Annotated in this window: 17 protein-coding genes; 5 read left to right on the top strand and 12 right to left on the bottom strand. The window is 62.1% G+C overall.

The annotated features are described in order from the left end of the window. Positions 1–194: 194 nt before the first annotated feature. The 4 genes from HWE17_RS15725 to HWE17_RS15740 all read right to left on the bottom strand — a co-directional run bounded on the left by HWE17_RS15725 (position 195) and on the right by HWE17_RS15740 (position 3,007). A complete protein-coding gene (locus tag HWE17_RS15725; protein ID WP_035825332.1) occupies positions 195–959 on the bottom strand; it encodes an SDR family NAD(P)-dependent oxidoreductase in 765 nt (254 codons plus the stop codon). Between the two features lie 71 nt (positions 960–1,030). Further along, the gene (locus HWE17_RS15730) at positions 1,031–1,552 is read right to left on the bottom strand and encodes a TPM domain-containing protein (protein WP_099400831.1); all 522 of its coding nucleotides are present in this window, start codon (positions 1,550–1,552) and stop codon (positions 1,031–1,033) included. Continuing rightward, positions 1,552–2,391 carry a YgcG family protein gene (locus HWE17_RS15735; protein ID WP_176389391.1) on the bottom strand — a complete coding sequence of 280 codons (840 nt, stop codon included), beginning with the start codon at positions 2,389–2,391 and terminating at the stop codon, positions 1,552–1,554. Before HWE17_RS15735 ends, HWE17_RS15730 begins: the two co-directional genes overlap by 1 nt. A gap of 1 nt (position 2,392) precedes the next feature. After that, on the bottom strand, positions 2,393–3,007 hold the full coding sequence (locus HWE17_RS15740; RefSeq protein WP_034781723.1) for a LemA family protein: 615 nt from the start codon (positions 3,005–3,007) through the stop codon (positions 2,393–2,395). A gap of 157 nt (positions 3,008–3,164) precedes the next feature. Between HWE17_RS15740 and pyrF the strand changes: the two genes are divergently transcribed. Next, positions 3,165–3,989 (top strand): orotidine-5'-phosphate decarboxylase, encoded by an 825-nt coding sequence (gene pyrF, locus HWE17_RS15745; protein WP_176389392.1) that lies wholly within the window; start codon positions 3,165–3,167, stop codon positions 3,987–3,989. Positions 3,990–4,122: 133 nt separating this feature from the next. On the opposite strand, the gene sbcB is transcribed toward pyrF, so the two are convergent. Next, entirely contained in the window at positions 4,123–5,571 is a 1,449-nt protein-coding gene (gene sbcB, locus HWE17_RS15750; protein ID WP_176389393.1) for an exodeoxyribonuclease I, read from the bottom strand. Positions 5,572–5,718: 147 nt separating this feature from the next. Here sbcB and HWE17_RS15755 point away from each other — a divergent pair, with 147 nt between their 5' ends. Beyond that, positions 5,719–6,348 (top strand): DUF5610 domain-containing protein, encoded by a 630-nt coding sequence (locus HWE17_RS15755; RefSeq protein ID WP_235211802.1) that lies wholly within the window; start codon positions 5,719–5,721, stop codon positions 6,346–6,348. 1 nt (position 6,349) lies between these two features. On the opposite strand, the gene HWE17_RS15760 is transcribed toward HWE17_RS15755, so the two are convergent. The 5 genes from HWE17_RS15760 to HWE17_RS15780 form a co-directional block, all read right to left on the bottom strand. Further along, entirely contained in the window at positions 6,350–7,315 is a 966-nt protein-coding gene (locus HWE17_RS15760; RefSeq protein WP_176389395.1) for a GGDEF domain-containing protein, read from the bottom strand. A 259-nt stretch (positions 7,316–7,574) separates the two neighbouring features. Next, entirely contained in the window at positions 7,575–7,952 is a 378-nt protein-coding gene (locus HWE17_RS15765; RefSeq protein WP_034781728.1) for an HPF/RaiA family ribosome-associated protein, read from the bottom strand. A 187-nt stretch (positions 7,953–8,139) separates the two neighbouring features. Next, positions 8,140–8,805 (bottom strand): DUF1345 domain-containing protein, encoded by a 666-nt coding sequence (locus HWE17_RS15770; protein WP_176389396.1) that lies wholly within the window; start codon positions 8,803–8,805, stop codon positions 8,140–8,142. A 38-nt stretch (positions 8,806–8,843) separates the two neighbouring features. Continuing rightward, positions 8,844–10,115, bottom strand: a complete 1,272-nt coding sequence (locus tag HWE17_RS15775) for an MFS transporter (RefSeq protein WP_176389397.1) — start codon at positions 10,113–10,115, stop codon at positions 8,844–8,846. Between the two features lie 83 nt (positions 10,116–10,198). Further along, positions 10,199–11,224 (bottom strand): CDP-6-deoxy-delta-3,4-glucoseen reductase, encoded by a 1,026-nt coding sequence (locus HWE17_RS15780; protein WP_035825350.1) that lies wholly within the window; start codon positions 11,222–11,224, stop codon positions 10,199–10,201. A 12-nt stretch (positions 11,225–11,236) separates the two neighbouring features. Here HWE17_RS15780 and HWE17_RS15785 point away from each other — a divergent pair, with 12 nt between their 5' ends. The 3 genes from HWE17_RS15785 (at position 11,237) to HWE17_RS15795 (ending at position 13,417) form a co-directional block, all read left to right on the top strand. Next, entirely contained in the window at positions 11,237–12,154 is a 918-nt protein-coding gene (locus tag HWE17_RS15785; protein WP_176389398.1) for an SDR family oxidoreductase, read from the top strand. A gap of 83 nt (positions 12,155–12,237) precedes the next feature. Continuing rightward, entirely contained in the window at positions 12,238–12,498 is a 261-nt protein-coding gene (locus HWE17_RS15790) for a hypothetical protein (protein ID WP_035825355.1), read from the top strand. Between the two features lie 679 nt (positions 12,499–13,177). Beyond that, on the top strand, positions 13,178–13,417 hold the full coding sequence (locus HWE17_RS15795; RefSeq protein WP_029496207.1) for a hypothetical protein: 240 nt from the start codon (positions 13,178–13,180) through the stop codon (positions 13,415–13,417). An 87-nt stretch (positions 13,418–13,504) separates the two neighbouring features. Here HWE17_RS15795 and HWE17_RS15800 read toward each other — a convergent pair whose 3' ends face one another. Together HWE17_RS15800 and HWE17_RS15805 are read right to left on the bottom strand one after the other, a co-directional pair. Beyond that, positions 13,505–14,218 (bottom strand): hypothetical protein, encoded by a 714-nt coding sequence (locus tag HWE17_RS15800; RefSeq protein WP_176389399.1) that lies wholly within the window; start codon positions 14,216–14,218, stop codon positions 13,505–13,507. 190 nt (positions 14,219–14,408) lie between these two features. Then, the gene (locus tag HWE17_RS15805) at positions 14,409–16,268 is read right to left on the bottom strand and encodes a CHASE domain-containing protein (RefSeq protein WP_255206269.1); all 1,860 of its coding nucleotides are present in this window, start codon (positions 16,266–16,268) and stop codon (positions 14,409–14,411) included. Positions 16,269–16,465: the final 197 nt, after the last annotated feature.

A 16,465-nucleotide genomic window follows, 5' to 3' on the forward strand; every position in this document is an offset into this window, starting at 1 on the left:
GCATCATGGCAAGAATAGCCATGTTTCAGCCGTGATGGCGAAAAAAAAAGCCCGCTGGTGAAAGCGGGCTTAAAACTATTTTCTTGGAGGAGAATAGTGGAGACAGGTGCATTATGCTGCGTCGCACGATATGTGTCTAATGGTCTTTTTAGATAACCATTATTCTTTTTTGATATAACTGTCTGCGTCTGTCTTCATTCCTTCACGGCCACCGTGTAGTTGAGCGCCATGCGCCCGCCATCGACATAGATGGTCTGGCCCGTCATGTAGGTGGCGTCGTCGCTGGCCAGGAAGGCGGCGATGCCGGCCACTTCTTCCGGCTCGCCGCAGCGGCCCAGCGGCGTGCGCGACAATATCGTGTGGCGCGCCTGCGGGCTCGACAGCACCGCCTGCTTGGCCAGTTCCGTCAGGATGGTGCCGGGGCCGATGCCGTTCACGCGCACGCCGTGCGGCGCCAGGTTCAGGGCCATGACCTTGGTCAGCTGGTTGATGGCGCCTTTCGATACCACGTACGGCACCTGGTTCGGGATCGCCAGTTCCGCATTCACGCTGGACATATTGATGATGCAGCCGCTGTTGCGCTTGACCATTTCGCGGGCCACAGCCTGGCCGCACAGGAACATCGATTTCAGATTGATGCGCATGACCCGGTCGAAATCGTCTTCGCAAACGTCGAGGAAATCGGCCGCGTGCGTGACGCCCGCATTGTTGACGAGGATATCGATGTGGCCGAACTGGGCCAGGGTTTCCTTCAGCATGGCGTCGACGTCCGCCTTCTGGCTGACGTCGGCGCAAAAGAAGCGCGCCTGCGGGCCGAGGGCGGCTGCCGCCTGCGCGCCTTCTTCCTTGATGTCGACCAGCATCACTTGCGCCCCTTCGGCGATCAGGCGGGTGGCGCAAGCCAGGCCGATGCCTTGCGTGGCGCCCGTGACGATGGCGGTTTTATTGACTAGTTTCATGTGTGCTCCTCGGCGGGTGGGGGCGCCGCCATGCTGCGGTGCCATGGCGGATTTTAATCCCTGGGCAGGAATCAGAGGAGGATGGGTTCGTTCGGCAACTGGTTGCCGCGTGTGCCGTTGGCAGGGAAGTGGCTTTGCAGCAAGGTATTCAGCTGCGCCAGTGCTTCCACGGTGCTGTCGTGGTAATTGCCATCCTTGAACCCTTTGGTCATGGTGCGGCACACGGCTTGCCATTGCTCCGGCGTGACGCGGCGGCCCACGTTGCGGTCGGCCACGATATCGACCTGATGCTCGGCCAGGTTGATGTAGATGAGCACGCCAACGTTGTCTTCCGTATCCCACACGCCATACTGGGCGAACAGTTCGCGCGCCCGCTCGCGGTTGCTCACTCCCTGGTAAGCCATTCCTGGCGTCAGGGCAGCTTCGACGATCAGGCGCACTTCCGCCTGGTGCATCGCTTCACCGTCGGCAATCGCCGTCTCGATGGCTTTCAAGGTGCGCTCTGGAAAAGCCTGGCGCGCCGTCGCCGGCGTGCCCCGCAAATGTTTTAACGCGCGTCCGCAGCGCTGGCCAAATGTCAGATGTTTCGTCATTACCAATCTCCCGAGGCGCCGCCGCCGTCAAATCCGCCGCCGCCGCCACCGAAACCACCGCCGCCACCGCCACCGCCAAAACCACCGCCGCCGCCGAAGCCGCCACCACCACCACCGCGGTTGTTCAGTGCCTGGCTGAGGATGCTGCCCAGCACGACGCCGGTGGCGCCGCTGGACCAGTTGCTGCCGCGCTGCAGCCGCGTCGGCCCGCCGCGTGAGCGGAACAGGGTCAGCACGACGAGGAAGCCGAAGAACAGCAGCGGCAGCCAGAAGGTCATGCCGCCCGCTTCCACCGTGGCCGGCGCTTTCTGCTGCACCGGGGCGGGGAATTGCTCCTGGTTCAGCAAAGTGGCAATCGACCCCACGCCGGCCACCAGGCCGCCGTAATAGTCGTTTTGCTTGAAATGGGGGGCGATCACGTCTTGCAGGATGCGTTTCGATTGCGCATCCGTCAGCACACCCTGCACGCCGCGGCCCGCTTCGATACGCAGGCGGCGCAGGGACGAGGGGTTGTCCTTCGCCACCATCAGCAGCACGCCGTCATCGACGCCCTTGCGGCCCAGCTTCCAGGCATCCGTCACGCGGATGCTGTATTGCTCGATGGCTTCCGGTTCCGTGCTCTTGACCAGCAGCACGGCGATCTGGCTGCCCGTCTTGGCTTCGTAGTCGGCCAGCACGCCTTCCAGCGCCGCCTTTTGCTTGGCGTCGAGCATGCCGGCGTTGTCCGTCACGCGCGCCGCCAGCGGCGGCACGGGCTGCAAGCCCTGTGCGCCAGCTGGCGCCATCGTCCACAGCAGCAGCGCCGTCGCCAGCGCCGCGAGGTAGGACCAGGCTTTCATCTTATTTGCCAAAGTTGACGGTCGGTGCGGTCGAGATGGCTTTTTCGTTTTCCACCGTGAACGATGGCTTGACCTTGTAGCCGAAGACCATGGCCGTCAGGTTGTTCGGGAAGCTGCGCGCATGCACGTTGTAATCCTGCACGGCCACGATGTAGCGCTGGCGCGCCACGGTGATGCGGTTTTCCGTGCCTTCCAGCTGCGATTGCAGGTCGCGGAAGCTGGTGTCGGCCTTCAGGTCCGGGTATTTCTCGGACACCACCATCAGGCGCGACAGGGCCGACGACAGCTGGCCCTGCACTTGCTGGAATTTCTCGAATGCGGCCGGATCGTTCAGCACTTCGGGCGTGATCTGGAAACTGGTGGCGGCGGCGCGCGCCTTGGTCACCGCTTCCAGGGTTTCGCGCTCGTGCGTGGCATAGCCCTTGACGGTGTTGACCAGGTTGGGGATCAGGTCGGCGCGGCGCTGGTACTGGTTGACCACTTCGCCCCAGGCGGCCTTGGTGGCTTCATCCTTGCTCTGGAAGTCGTTGTAACCGCAGCCCGTCAGGACGCCGGCCAGGACGGTGACGCTCAGCGCCAGGCGCAGCCATTTGGTGAATTGATTGGTGATTTGCATGATGGGTTCCGTGCCGAGTAAAAGGGATGCGGCAAATATACCTGAAACGGCCCGCCATGTCGGTTTAATCAGCGCCGGTCGCCGCCTCCGCCTGCCTTCGCAACCCCGCGCCGCGTTACAATACGGGGTTTGCAACTGAATATAGAGAAGGTGTGCCGTGAATTTCATCAATAAATTATCCGCCGCGTGGACGGCCAATAATTCCCTGCTGTGCGTGGGCCTGGACCCCGACCTGGCGAAACTGCCGGCCGAACTGCGCGACCTGCCTGATGGAATCACTACCTTTTGCACGCGCATCATCGACGCCACGGCCGACCTGGCCTGCGCCTTCAAGCCGCAGATCGCCTATTTTGCCGCGCTGGGCGCGGAAAAGCAGCTGGAAGACATCTGCCGCTATGTGCGTGAACACTATCCGCACATCCCGCTGATCCTCGACGCGAAACGGGGCGACATCGGCGCGACGGCCACGCAGTACGCGCGCGAAGCGTTCGAGCGCTACGGCGCCGACGCCGTCACCGTGAACCCCTACATGGGCGAGGATTCGCTCGACCCCTATCTGGCGTGGAAAGACCGCGGCGTGATTATCCTGTGCCGCACCTCGAACCCGGGCGGCTCGGACCTGCAATTCCTGAATACGGACGGCGAACCTCTGTACCAGCGCGTGGCGCGCCTGGTGGCCGAGAAATGGAACAAGAATGGCCAGTGCGCGCTTGTCGTCGGCGCCACCTTCCCTGAAGAACTGGCGCAAGTGCGCGCCATCGTCGGCGACATGCCGCTGCTGGTGCCCGGCATCGGCGCCCAGGGCGGAGACATCGCGGCGACAGTTGGCGCGGGCCAGACGGCGAACGGCATGGGCATGATGATTAGCTCGTCGCGCGCCATCATCTACGCCACGCCGCAAGCGGGCGAAGATTTCGCCGACGCGGCGCGCCGCGTGGCGATTGAAACGCGCGATGCGATCAATCAGCATCGTTCGGTTTAAACATCACCCATAAAAAATGTAGGTCGGGTTAGGCCAGAGGCCGTAACCCGACAACACCGGTAACGTCAACAATGTTGTCGGATTACGCGGGTCTTCGGCCCGCTAATCCGACCTACCCGACTCGCGCCCTCTTTCAGTCGCGCATGGGCGCCACCATCTCCGCGTAGTCGTACAGCTCGCCCAGAATCTCCTCGCCCCGCTCATCGACCGATTCCGACAGCACGTCGATTTCCGTAAACAACATTTCGATGGTGCGGGCGCCGCCGTCACCGTCGAACAGGCGGGCGGCGCGGTGCTGTTCCCAGCGCAGGCTTTCCGCTTCGCTCAGGGTTTGCGGGAAATTGCGGGCGCGGTAGCGGAACAGCAGTTCCTGCAGGCGCTCGTCGGCAAACGAGGGGCGGGCCGTGGCCAGCTTGGCCGGCGTGTCGCGGCGCAAGGATTCGAGCAGACGGCGGTCGTCGTTGCTGACGAAACCATTGTACAAATCCTCATCCACGTCCAGCGCGGCGTTCGCGCCCGGACGCTGGAACACTTCGGCCCAGATCGCATCCATGTTCGGCGCCGTCGCGGCCAGTTGCGCGTTGACCTTCGCCGCGTCCAGATCGATGCCCCATTGCGCGGCCATGGCCGGCGACAGGGTTTTTAAATTACCCACCAGCATGGGCGACTTGTTCAGGTGCACGCTTTTCACGGGCAGGCGCGTCATGCCTTCCGGCATGGCTTCCTTGCGCGTAAACAAACGCGTGCGGATGGTGTCGGCGTCCAGCGCGAACAGTTCGCGCGGATCGTAGGCGCAATCCCAGACGAGGATTTCATTTTTATTGCTCGGATGCGTGGCCAGCGGCCAGACGACGCCCAGGCAGCCCCGTTCGGCGGGGAACATGCCCGACACGTGCAGGAAGGGCTGGCGCTCGGCGGCGGCCAGGTGCATGCCCATTTCGCTGGCGACCCGGTCCTTCTTGTGCAGGGCCAGGCAGAATTCGAACAGTTTCGGCTGCTTTTCGCGGATCAGGCGCGCCAGGGCGATGGTGGCGCGCACGTCGGACAGCGCATCGTGCGCCGCTTCGTGGGCCAGGCCATTGGCCTTGCTCAGGTGTTCCAGTCTAAAACTGGTTTGGCCATCGTCGCGCTTCGGCCATTGCATGCCTTCCGGGCGCAGCGCGTGCGTCATGCGCACCACGTCGAGGATGTCCCAGCGGCCGCAATGGTTCTTCCATTCGCGCGCATACGGGTCGATCAGATTGCGCCAGAACAGGAAACGCGTGACTTCATCGTCGAAACGGATGGTGTTGTAGCCCACGCCGATGGTGCCCGGCTCCGAAAAGGCCGCTTCGATGGTGGCGGCGAACTGGTGTTCGGGCACGCCCAGCTGCAAGCACTGTTGCGGCGTGATGCCGGTGATCAGGCACGATTGCGGGTCGGGCAGGAAATCATTGGCAGGTTGGCAATACAGCATGATCGGCTCGCCGATCTCGTTGAGGTCGGCATCCGTGCGGATGGCGGCGAACTGGGCCGGGCGGTCGCGGCGCGGCTGGGCGCCAAAGGTTTCGTAGTCGTGCCAAAGAAAGGTCTGGTTAGTCATTGATGGTCGTTGCTTGATTGGTTATCCGGGCCGCTAAAAGCGGCCGCTGCTACAGTTTTCTGAAAACCTGCCGATACTACACGAGAGGATGGTCATCATCGCGTTTCCCGCATGGTGGCATACATTGTCCGTTCAAGGAGGTCTATCGTGTCAATTCCCATCGCCGCAAGCGGCAATTCCAACCCTTCCGTGACTTCCGTCAGTACGGGCGTTGCCGGCAAGGACGATAAAGTCCAGCAAAAGGACGGCATCAACGCTGAAATGAGCGTGAATGACCGCACCAAGCTGCAATTGAACGCTTCCATCATGCAGGCGTCGCTGAATGTGTCCATCGGTTCCGAGAACGAGCCGCTGGCGCTGCTGTACAAGACGGCCATCACCAACATCAATGAAGCGCTGAAGAGCCAGTACGGCGACGATGCGATCCAGAACGCGGCGTCGCAGGATAACAGCGCCGAAGCGACGGCGAGCCGCATTGTATCGCTGTCGACGGGTTTTTTTGACGCCTACAAGAAGCAAAATCCCGGCATGGACGACGATACGGCCCTGACCAAGTTCATGGACACCATCAGCGGCGGCATGGAGAAAGGTTTCAAGGAAGCGCGCGATATCCTGGAGGGCTTGAAAGTGCTGGGTGGCGATATCGCTGGCAATATCGACAAGACGTATGAGCTGGTGCAGAAGGGCTATGCGGATTTCATCGCCGCGCACAGCAGCAAGAAGGATGACGCCGCCAAGCCGGATGCAAGCAAGCCGGCCGACAGCAAGGCTGCCTGATCTATAGCATGACCCGGTTGCGTCCGCCTGCCTTCGCGCGGTAAAGGGCCGCGTCGGCGGCCGCGATCAGCGCCTCGTCGTCCTGTTCGGCCGCCAGGCTGGCCACGCCGAAGGAACCCGTGATGTGCGGCAGCGCGCTGCGCATGTCGGCGAAGATGACGGCCAGCTGCATGCGCTCGCACAGGCGCTCGGCCACCCGCAGGGCCACGTGTTCGTTGGTATCGGGCAAGATCACCATCATTTCCTCGCCACCATAGCGCACGGCAAAATCCGTGGGCCGCAGGGCCGCGCCCAGCACTTGCGCGGCGATGCGCAGCGCCTGGTCGCCCGCCTGGTGGCCGTGCGTGTCGTTGAAACGCTTGAAATGGTCGAGGTCTATCATCACCAGCGACAGCGGCGAGCCGCTGGCGTGGGCCGTGACGATCATGTTAGGCAGCAGATCCGTCAGCCAGGCGCGGTTGTACAGGCCCGTCAGGCTGTCGACCATCGATAGTTGGCGGTAGAATTCGCCCAGTTTCTGGCGCCGGCGCAGCAGGGCATTCGCGGCGCGGATGCGGAAGGACAGCAGCCGCAGCAGGTTGCGCGCCAGGCCGTTCGACTGCTCGATCAATTCCCAGACGACGGCCGCGTCGATTACCAGCAAGTCGGTTTCTTCCAAGGCGGAAATGGCGGCCAGGTTGCTCGCTTCATCGAGCACCGATTGTTCGCCCACGCTTTCGCCGGGCAAGACCTTGCTGACGGTGCCGTCATCCATGCCCGTGTGGGTGTCGGCGGCCACGGCCAGCGAACCGCGCAGGACGATGTACAGGCTGGCGCCTTGCGTGTCGGAAATAGCTTCGCCCGCTTCGAGGCGCATGACGGGGCAGGGCGCCAGCATGGCGGCCGTCTGGCTATCCGCCCCATCGCGAAATAGCTGTAAATCGCCGATGTTGCAGCCTGAAGCGCCGAAGTTGCCGATCTGTTCCACAATCACACTTTCAAAAAGCCGGCGCGCGAGCAGGGAGCCGGTCACTTCATGATAGCGTAAAGCGGCCTTGGCCGTAACGGCAACGCCTTGCTTGATGTCACTTACTGTGAGAAATACGACAATTATTTCATTGCCGCGTTAATACGCTGGAATGCTTGTGGTTTTATTATTGAAGTTGCCGCGTGCAAAAGGCGGGCCAGATGTGCAAAGGCAGCCTTGAACGGCTGCCTCAGTCTCTGGAAATCTTGCAGGTGGGGAATTACTCGGCGGTTTCTTCCGCTTCGGCCGTATCGATCACGGCATTCTTGCCGGTGGCGTGGCGCTTGCTGTCTTGCAGGCGGCCCAGGGCGCTATCGATGGCGCGTTTCAGTTTATCGGTGGCGCCGGCAACGGATTGATGCACGGTGGCGTTCTGTTCGGTCACGGCGATCGGTTGATAGCCAGCAACGCGTGCTTCCATGACGCAGCGGATATCGTCGGCGCCGCCTTTCGGGCCATTCGTGTCGCTGATGTGGACTTCGATGCGGGTCAGGTTGTCGCGGAAGCGGTTCAGTGCGCTTTCAAGTACGGATTGCACATGTTCGTTCAGTCCAGCGGTGTTGGCGATGGTGCTGTCGGTATGAATATTGATTTGCATATGCTTACTCCTGTCAATTCAAAAAAAACCCATCTCAGGCGCGCTGCGGCCTGGTTGCTGCCTCATGCACATGACCTCTGTGCATGGAACTTATCTTACTCCTCTTTCCAGTATTTCAAGAGGGTGCGCACGATTAAGATGAGCTTAACCCTTCAGTCAGGTCAAGTTTCCACCACGAAATGATTTTTCAGCCATTGATGAGTCCAGCCGCGATATTGATCGACAGCCCCAGCACGACCAGATTGAAGAAAAAGCTCAGCACGGATTGCCCCAGCACGATCTGCCGCATCGTGCGCGTCTGCACGGAAACGTCCGACGTTTGCACGGCCACGGCGATGGTGATGGCGAAATACAGAAAATCCCAGTAATCGGGGTTTTGCTCGTCGTCGGGAAACTTCAGCGGGCGCAGTGCGGGATCGGCCTGGTAATACAGGTGGGCATAGTGGAAGCAGAACAGGGTGCCGACGAGGAACCAGGAGCCGACCAGGGTGAGGATCGTCAGGCCATAATGCAGCGCGCGCTCGTCCGGCGCCATGTCTTTCATCGAGGACAGCTGCGAGACGATGGCCACCAGGCTCATCACGGAAGCGACGGACAGGGCCGACAATACCGTTGCCGCCCGCTCATCCTGGCGCGCCGCCATGGCTTTCACTTTGTGATGGTTGGCGCGCATCATCATCCAGGCCATCGTCGCCAGGTAAAACCAGACGGCCACGTTCCACGCCGCCAGCAAACGCGTCATCTGTTGCCAGGACGAGGGCAGCAGCAGGCCGGCTGCCACGCCGATGGCCGTGGCCATGCTCAGGTGGGGGCGGCTGCGGATGAAGCTGCGAAACGGAAGCGTGATTTTCATGGTGCGGCTTGGTCAGTGGCGATAGCGCATCTTAGACCTTATGGGCTGGCCGTGGTGGCCATCCTGGCGGCCGCTTCCTTCTCGTGGTGGGGGAAGCGGTCCATGCGCGACAGCACGGGGAACAGCACGGCCCAGATGCCCGTCACGGCCAGGGTGGCGGCGCCGCCGAAGAGCACGGCGCGCACGAGGCCGAACCAGCCGGCCGTCAGGCCCGATTCGAATTCGCCCAGCTCGTTCGAGGCGCCAATGAAGACGGCGTTCACGGCGCTGACCCGGCCGCGGATCTCGTCGGGCGTTTCGAACTGCACCAGCAGGTGGCGGATGTAGACGCTGACCATGTCGCCGGCGCCCATCAGGAACAGCGCCACCAGGGCCAGCGGGAAATAACTGGTGCTGCCCAGCACCAGGGTACCCAGGCCGAAGACGGCCACGCCGCCGAACATCCAGGCGCCCACGCGGCGCGTGATGGGGAAGATGGCCAGCGCGATCGAGCACAGGGCCGCGCCTGCTCCGGGCGCCGTGCGCAGCAAGCCCAGGCCGCTGGGGCCGATATGCAGCACGTCATGCGCGAGCGCCGGCAGCAGGGCCGTGGCGCCGCCGAACAGCACGGCAAACAGGTCGAGTGAAATGGCGCCCAGCACGATGGGTTTCGACCAGACGAAGCGCAAGCCTTCGAGCAGGGTATGCCAGCTGACGGGCTCGCGTTTCACCACTTGCGGCGCCGGCGTGGTGGCGCGCATCAGCAGGACGGACACGACCAGCAGCGCGGACGAGATCAAATACACCACCTTGGGACCGAAGTAATACAGCAAGCCGCCCAGGGTAGGCCCCAGAATGATGGCCACGTGCGAACTCGACGAGCTGAGCGCGACGGCGCGGCTGAAGTGTTGCGTAGGCACCATGTTCACCAGCACGGCTTGCGTGGCCGGCATCATGAAGGCGCGCGCGCTGCCGAACAGCACCAGCACGGCAAACACGGGCCAGACGATGGACAGTCCGCTCAGGGTAAAGGCCAGCAGGGCCAGCGCGCACGCCAGTTGCGCCGCCAGGCACCAGGCGATGATGTTGCGGCGGTTGTAGCGGTCGGCCACGTGGCCGGCCGGCAAAATCAAGACGAGGAAGGGGGCGAACTGGGCCAGGCCGATCAGGCCCAGGTCGAACAGGCTGCCCGTGATCTGGTACACCTGCCAGCCGATGGCCACGCTTTGCATCTGTACGGCCACGGTGCCCAGCACGCGGGCGGAAAGATAAAAGGCGAAGTTGCGGTGACGCAGAATACTGAAGCCGTTGCCGGCAGAGGCGAGAGACATGACATTTCCAGGGAGCAGCGGGATGGAGCGGTGGCGGCAGCGGGCGCCGCACCAGCCGCACCCCGCTGTCTGGAAGGTGGCGCTTACTTGGCCAGGTCGGCTTCCGTGGTGAAGGCGTCCGCGTAAAACTCGTCGGCTGGCAGTTGGCACAGTTGCACGAAATCGCGGTTGGCCGATTCGACGACGATGGGCGCGCCGCAGGCATACACCTGATACGCGGACATGTCCGGCAAGTCGGCGATGACGGCCTGGTGCACGAAGCCCGTGCGGCCTTCCCACGCGTCTTCCGGCAAGGCGTCCGAGACGACAGGCACATAGGTGAACTGCGGCAAGTCGGCGGCCCACTGGCGGCACAGCGCATCCATGTACAGGTCGTGCGGACGGCGGCCGCCCCAGTACAGGGTGATCGGGCGCGGCGATTGCTCGTTGATCATGTGCTCGACGATGGCTTTCAACGGGGCAAAGCCGGTGCCCGAGGCCAGCAGCACGATGGGCTTGTCGCTGTCTTCACGCAGGAAGAAGGTGCCCATCGGGCCTTCGAAGCGCAGGATGTCGCGCTCTTTCATGCTGCCAAACACCTGGTCCGTGAACAGGCCGCCCGGCATGTGGCGGATGTGCAGGCTGACCGGGCCGCCTTCGACTGGCGCGCTGGCCATGCTGTAGCTGCGGCGCTTGTTGTCGCGCAGCATGATTTCGATATACTGTCCGGCGCGGTAGTGCAGGCGCTCGCTGGCCGGCAATTGCAGGGTCAGCACGACGACGTCGGGAGCGACTTTCTCGATGGTGGTCACGCGCGACGGCATTTTCTTGATCGGGTAGTCGCTGCTGCCCGCCACTTCGCGCGCCTGCACCACGAGGTCGCCCTGGGGCACGGCGCAGCACAGCAGCGAGTAGCCGGCGGCCGCTTCATCTTCCGTCAGGGAGCGGGCCTGGTATGGCTTATGCTGTACGTTGCCGGAGACGATCTTGCCCTTGCAGGAACTGCAGGCGCCGCTCTTGCAGCTGTACGGCAGGCCGACGCCGGCGCGTATCGCTGCCGACAGGACGGTTTCGTCCGCTTCGCAGCTGAATTGGTGGCCGCTGGGCTGAACAGTAATTTGAAAAGTCATACAATCCTTGAGATGAAAAATATGTTAATGCACTCTTTGCGCAAGCCGTCAGGCTTGCCGCGCTTGCTGATCCTGGGCTGCGGCGACGTCGGCATGCGGCTGCTGCCGCAGCTAGCGGCGCGTTTTCGCGTCTTTGCCGTCACCAGCCAGCCGGCGCGCTGCGCGCAGTTGCGGGAAGCCGGCGCCGTGCCCATCGTGGCCAACCTCGACGACCGCGCCAGCCTGAAACGGCTGGCGGGACTGGCGACGATGATCGTGCACCTGGCGCCGCCCCGGTCGTCGGGCTTGCTGGACCAGCGCACGCGCAATCTGGCCGCCATTTTACCCGAGCATGCCCGCATGGTGTATGTGAGCACCAGCGGCGTGTATGGCGATTGCGCCGGTGCCTGGGTCGATGAAACACGGCCGACGGCGCCGGCCAATGCGCGCGCGAAGCGGCGCGTCGACGCGGAACAGGTCTTGCGCGGCTGGGGCGCGCGCCGCGGCGCCAGGGTGGCCATCCTGCGTGTGCCCGGCATTTATGCGGACGACCGCCTGCCTTTGAAGCGCTTGCGCGAAGGCACGCCGGCCCTGGCTGCGGGCGACGATGTGTACACCAACCATATCCATGCCGACGACCTGGCGCGCATCATCGAGCGGGCCCTGTGGCGGGGCAAGCCGGGACGCGTGTATCACGCCAGCGATGACAGCGAACTCAAGATGGCCGAGTATTTCGACGCCGTGGCCGACACGTTCGGCCTGCCACGTCCGCCGCGCCTGCCGCGTGCCGAGCTGCGGCAAGTGGTTACGCCGATGCTGCTGTCGTTCATGTCCGAGTCGCGCCGCCTGCACAATGCGCGCCTCAAACGCGAGCTGGGCGTGCGCCTGCGCTACGCGCGCGTGGCCGATGCCTTGCAGTCGCTGTCAGCCGATGGCGCCGGCATCGGGTAAAATGGCCGGTTATCTGCGCACTTTGCTGGGCCGGCGCGCAGCGCGCCGTTCCCGCGCTGCGCCACTCACTTAAGGAATACCGCATGAGCACCCTCACTTACGAAGAATACCTGGACGAGGTCACCACCGTCCTGACGGAACTGTACGACCTCGACGACGAGGCCGCCATCAAGCTGGTGGTGGCGGCGCAGGACGCCGAATTTTTTGTCCCGCACGATGCGCATGAAGAAATGCGTACCGCCGAGCAAGCCAAGAAAGATGCGGTCACCCTGTTCGAGCGCAAACAGAATCGCCAGCAAACGCAGGAAAAACAGCAGCAGCGCGTGCGCCAGCAAAAGAAGTAAGGATGGGGCAGTACGGGCTTCGGCGCAACGCCGGGGCCTTGCCATTTGATGCAGCGCAAACGTGCCATGGCGCGCTGGCGATATGGTGAGCGATGTCGTCACGCGTCTGGGCTCTTGTGGCGAGCTCTGCAGAGCGTGACGCTGTTTCCCGTCAGCAGGAGCGAGCCATGCGAGCGACGAGTCATCCCAGCAAGGAACAGGTGCGCGCCTATATGCGCAGGCGTGAACACGCGCTGCAGCCGCCGCCACCACCCGATGAAATTCGCCGGCAACTGGCCTGGTGCCGTGTGGACGATGCCGGATGCACTTGCGTTCCGGCCACTCCGGCCGGCGTGGCCGTGCAAGGCTGGCATTTATCCGCGGAAATGGCCCGCCTGAGCACCCTCATGGCGATAGCCTGGCTCATGCATAGCGGTGTTGCTCATCGTAAAAACTGATGACGTGCAGCAAACTTTCCCGATTTGAGTTATCCTCTAGCACATTCCAGGTGCGTCAATTCTCTTCAATTATCACAATTTTGCTTTAAGTTACGCAAAAATCAACAATAGCGTGTATTATATTGTTTGCGGCGTAAAAGCCGCATAAGTGATGGCGCTTTTTAGTGTGTTTACCCTGAATTATTGCAGAAGAGACATTCGGTTTCTTATTGCTCTAATACAACAAGTACGGATTTTTGATCATGTCTCTCAAACAAATTACCTCTTTGCCTACCTACAACCCGAATCGCGTCCTCGACGCGATCATCGACAAGCTGCAACTGAAAAATGATGCCGCCTTGTCGCGAGCTCTGGAAGTGGCGCCACCGGTCATCAGCAAGATTCGTCACAATACCTTGCCGATCGGCGCCACGATCCTTATCCGCATGCATGAAATCAGCGATTTCAGCATTCGTGAATTGCGCGAGTTGATGGCTGCCTAAGAGCGCCTGACAGACGGCAAACTGAGAGGTGCCGTCTGGGTAAGTCAGGCTTGCCGCGTGCGGCAGCCACATCTGTTTTCCGCTTTTCTATTGCGCGTCGCGGTTCAGTACCGGACGATCGACATAGAAACGCCCCATTTCCTGGCCAGTCGAGGACGACTTGACCACCGCTGCCGTCAATGAGGCTGGTGCGCTGGAAAATGCGGTGCTGGCAAGCCCGGTCGCGCGGCCCGAATACGCCGTCGCCTGTACCGCCGCACTCGAAAACGCCGTCTGCACGGCCCGGCCCGAGTAAGCCGTCGCCTGTACCGCCGCACTGGAAAATGCTGTTTGCACAGCCCGTCCTGAATACGCCGCTTGTATCGCCCGTCCCGAATACGCCGCCTGTACCGCACGCCCCGAATACGCCGTTTCTGCGCGGATATAATCTTCCCCGAACGTTTGCTCATACAATTGCTTCATGCGCTCGCCCACGCGGTGGTGCGCCGCTTCGTCGTCTTCGCCGCGCAAGCCGATGTACGGGAAGTGGTGGAGGAAGTAGCCGAACACCTGTTCGCAGTCCGCCGCATATTTCAGGGTGTCGAGGATGTGGTAGTGCCAGAAGGTATCGACGTCCATCAGCGGTGCCGTCTCTTCTTGTGGAAATTGTTTCATCAGGATCAGGAAGCGGCGGTATTCGAATTCCACCGCATTCGCCTTCTCCAGGCTCCATCCTTCGCCTGACTCACGGTGCATCAGCTTGACCTTGATCGCGTCCAAATTCAAATCTGCAATTGCCTTGAAACTGTCGTTCGTATCCATGAATGTCCTTTTGTAAAGAGCGTTGTGGGAAATACGGTGAAGCAAGGGAAAGCGGCGGCTGTGTACTCCTGGCAAGTGGTCGAGGAATGCCTGGCCCATGGCGGGCGGGCACGCTGAGTTGTTCTACATCAATATTGCATCTAATTACGAAATATGCAAGCTGAGCTTGCTTCATGCGGGCGCGCGCCTGTCAGCTGCTGGCCCGGCTTTCTTCCTGGTAGGGAAAGGCGGTGGCGTCCGCGCCCAGCGGCACGCTGACGTGCACGCTCATGCCGGCGCCGGGGCTGCTTTCGATGTAAAAAGTGCCGCCCAGCAATTTTATGCGTTCCTCGATGCCCACCAGGCCAAACGAGCCCAGCTTGTTGCGCCCGTCGATGGCCGCGCCCACGCCGTTGTCGCTGATGCTCATGGACACCGTATCGCGGCACTTTTCCAGCGTGACTTGCACGCGGCTGGCATTCGCATGCTGGGAAATATTGCTGAGCGACTCTTGCAGGATGCGGAACAGGGCCGTCGCGCATTGATCGCTGAGGCAAATGTCATCATGGCTTTCGTTCACTTCGCAAGCGATGCCCGTGCGCTGGCGAAATTGCGCCACCTGCCACTCGACGGCCGCATTCACGCCCAGGTCCAGCACGGTAGGGCGCAAGTCGTTGATGATTTGCCGCACGCTCTTGATGGTGGCGTCGATCTGTTCCAGGGTCGAGCGGGCGCGGGCGTTCAGGCGCGGATGGCGGCGCTGCGTGCGCGAGGCCAGCATGTCGGCGTCGATGCGCAGCACCAGCAGGTTCTGTCCCAGGTCGTCGTGGATTTCGCGCGCGATGCGCTTGCGCTCTTCTTCCTTGATCTGGTCGGCGTGGGCCGCCAGCCGGCGCAGTTTCTGGTGCGACAGCTGCAGGCGGATCTGGCTGGCGCGCAATTCCTCTGTCATGCCCGTCGCCATCTGGATGGCGCGCCGGCGCGACGACGCCAGCGTGTGGAACAGCATATACAGCAGCATGGTGCTGGCACAGCCGATCAGCAGGGCCAGCCACGGCAGGAAGGCGTCGAAGCGTGAATACAGGTCGCTCTTGCGCACGCTGAACAGCGCTTGCCAGGCGCGGCCATTGTGTTCGATCAGCATCGTACTGCTCAGATAGCGGCCCGAGCTGCCGGGCTGCCACCATGGCGCATGCATGCCCGCCGCCGTGCTGTCGAATATGGGGCGCATGTCGTGCGGCAACTGCAGCGGCAAGTCCGGCCGTTCCGGCGCCTGCGGGCCGATATCGAACACGGTCAGGCGGACGTTGCGTACCGGCATGTCGGCCAGGGCGCTGCGCATCATCGACACCAGATCGTAGCCAATGCCGACGGAACCCTGGTAAGCGGCGCGCCGCTGCTCCACCGTAGCGACCGGCATGCCGAAGCGGTACACGGGCAGGCGCATGGCCATGGCCGTCAATTGGGGGCGGCCGTCCATCGGCACGGGCATGCCGGAATTGCTGACGTTCCCGGAATCGCGCGACTGCGCCAGCGTTTCGGCGATCAGGGGGCGCGAGGCGATGTCATAGCCATACTTATCCGGGGCGCTGGCGATCGGTTCGACGTAGACGAGCACGGAATAATGGGCGCGTGGGGCTGGCGGATGGATGGCAAACGCCGGATAGCCGTCGCGCCCGGGTGGATAGTCGTGTTGCATGGCCGCTTCGAAGGCGGCGCGCTGCGTCTCGTCGAGTTCCTGGCTGTAATTGAGATTCATCACGCCCGGATAGTTCTGTTGCAGGGCGAGGTTTGCCACGTAGCGGTGAAATTGCTCGCGGCTCACGTGCGCATTGGCGTGGAACAGGCTGGCGGTGCCGCGCAGCAGGTTGGCATACGATTTGGTGCGTGATTCGATGCTTTTCTGGGTATTGCGCGCCAGATTGTTGAACTGTTCGCTGGCATCGCTTTCGATCGACAGCGAGGCTGCCATATAGAACAACAGGCCCACCATCATCGACATCACAAAGCCGAGCAGCCACAGCGGTCTTTTTTCAACAGATAAGGGGTGTTCGCCGGCAGTAGAAGACATCGCCATCCGCATCAGGAAGAGGAATCGGTGCCGCCTGGGCGGCGGAGGCTGGACTGCGTTGTAGAAGCGCCATCGACATTGTAAATTGCTCAATAGCTGCCTAATATACAAAATTATCGTGAATATAGTCAACTGGCAATATTCTCAGGTGATATATATGGTTGAAACGAAAAAAACCGCCGCAGCGGTTTTTTTGG

This window comes from Janthinobacterium sp. BJB401, assembly GCF_013372745.1.
Lineage (GTDB): Bacteria > Pseudomonadota > Gammaproteobacteria > Burkholderiales > Burkholderiaceae_D > Janthinobacterium > Janthinobacterium rivuli.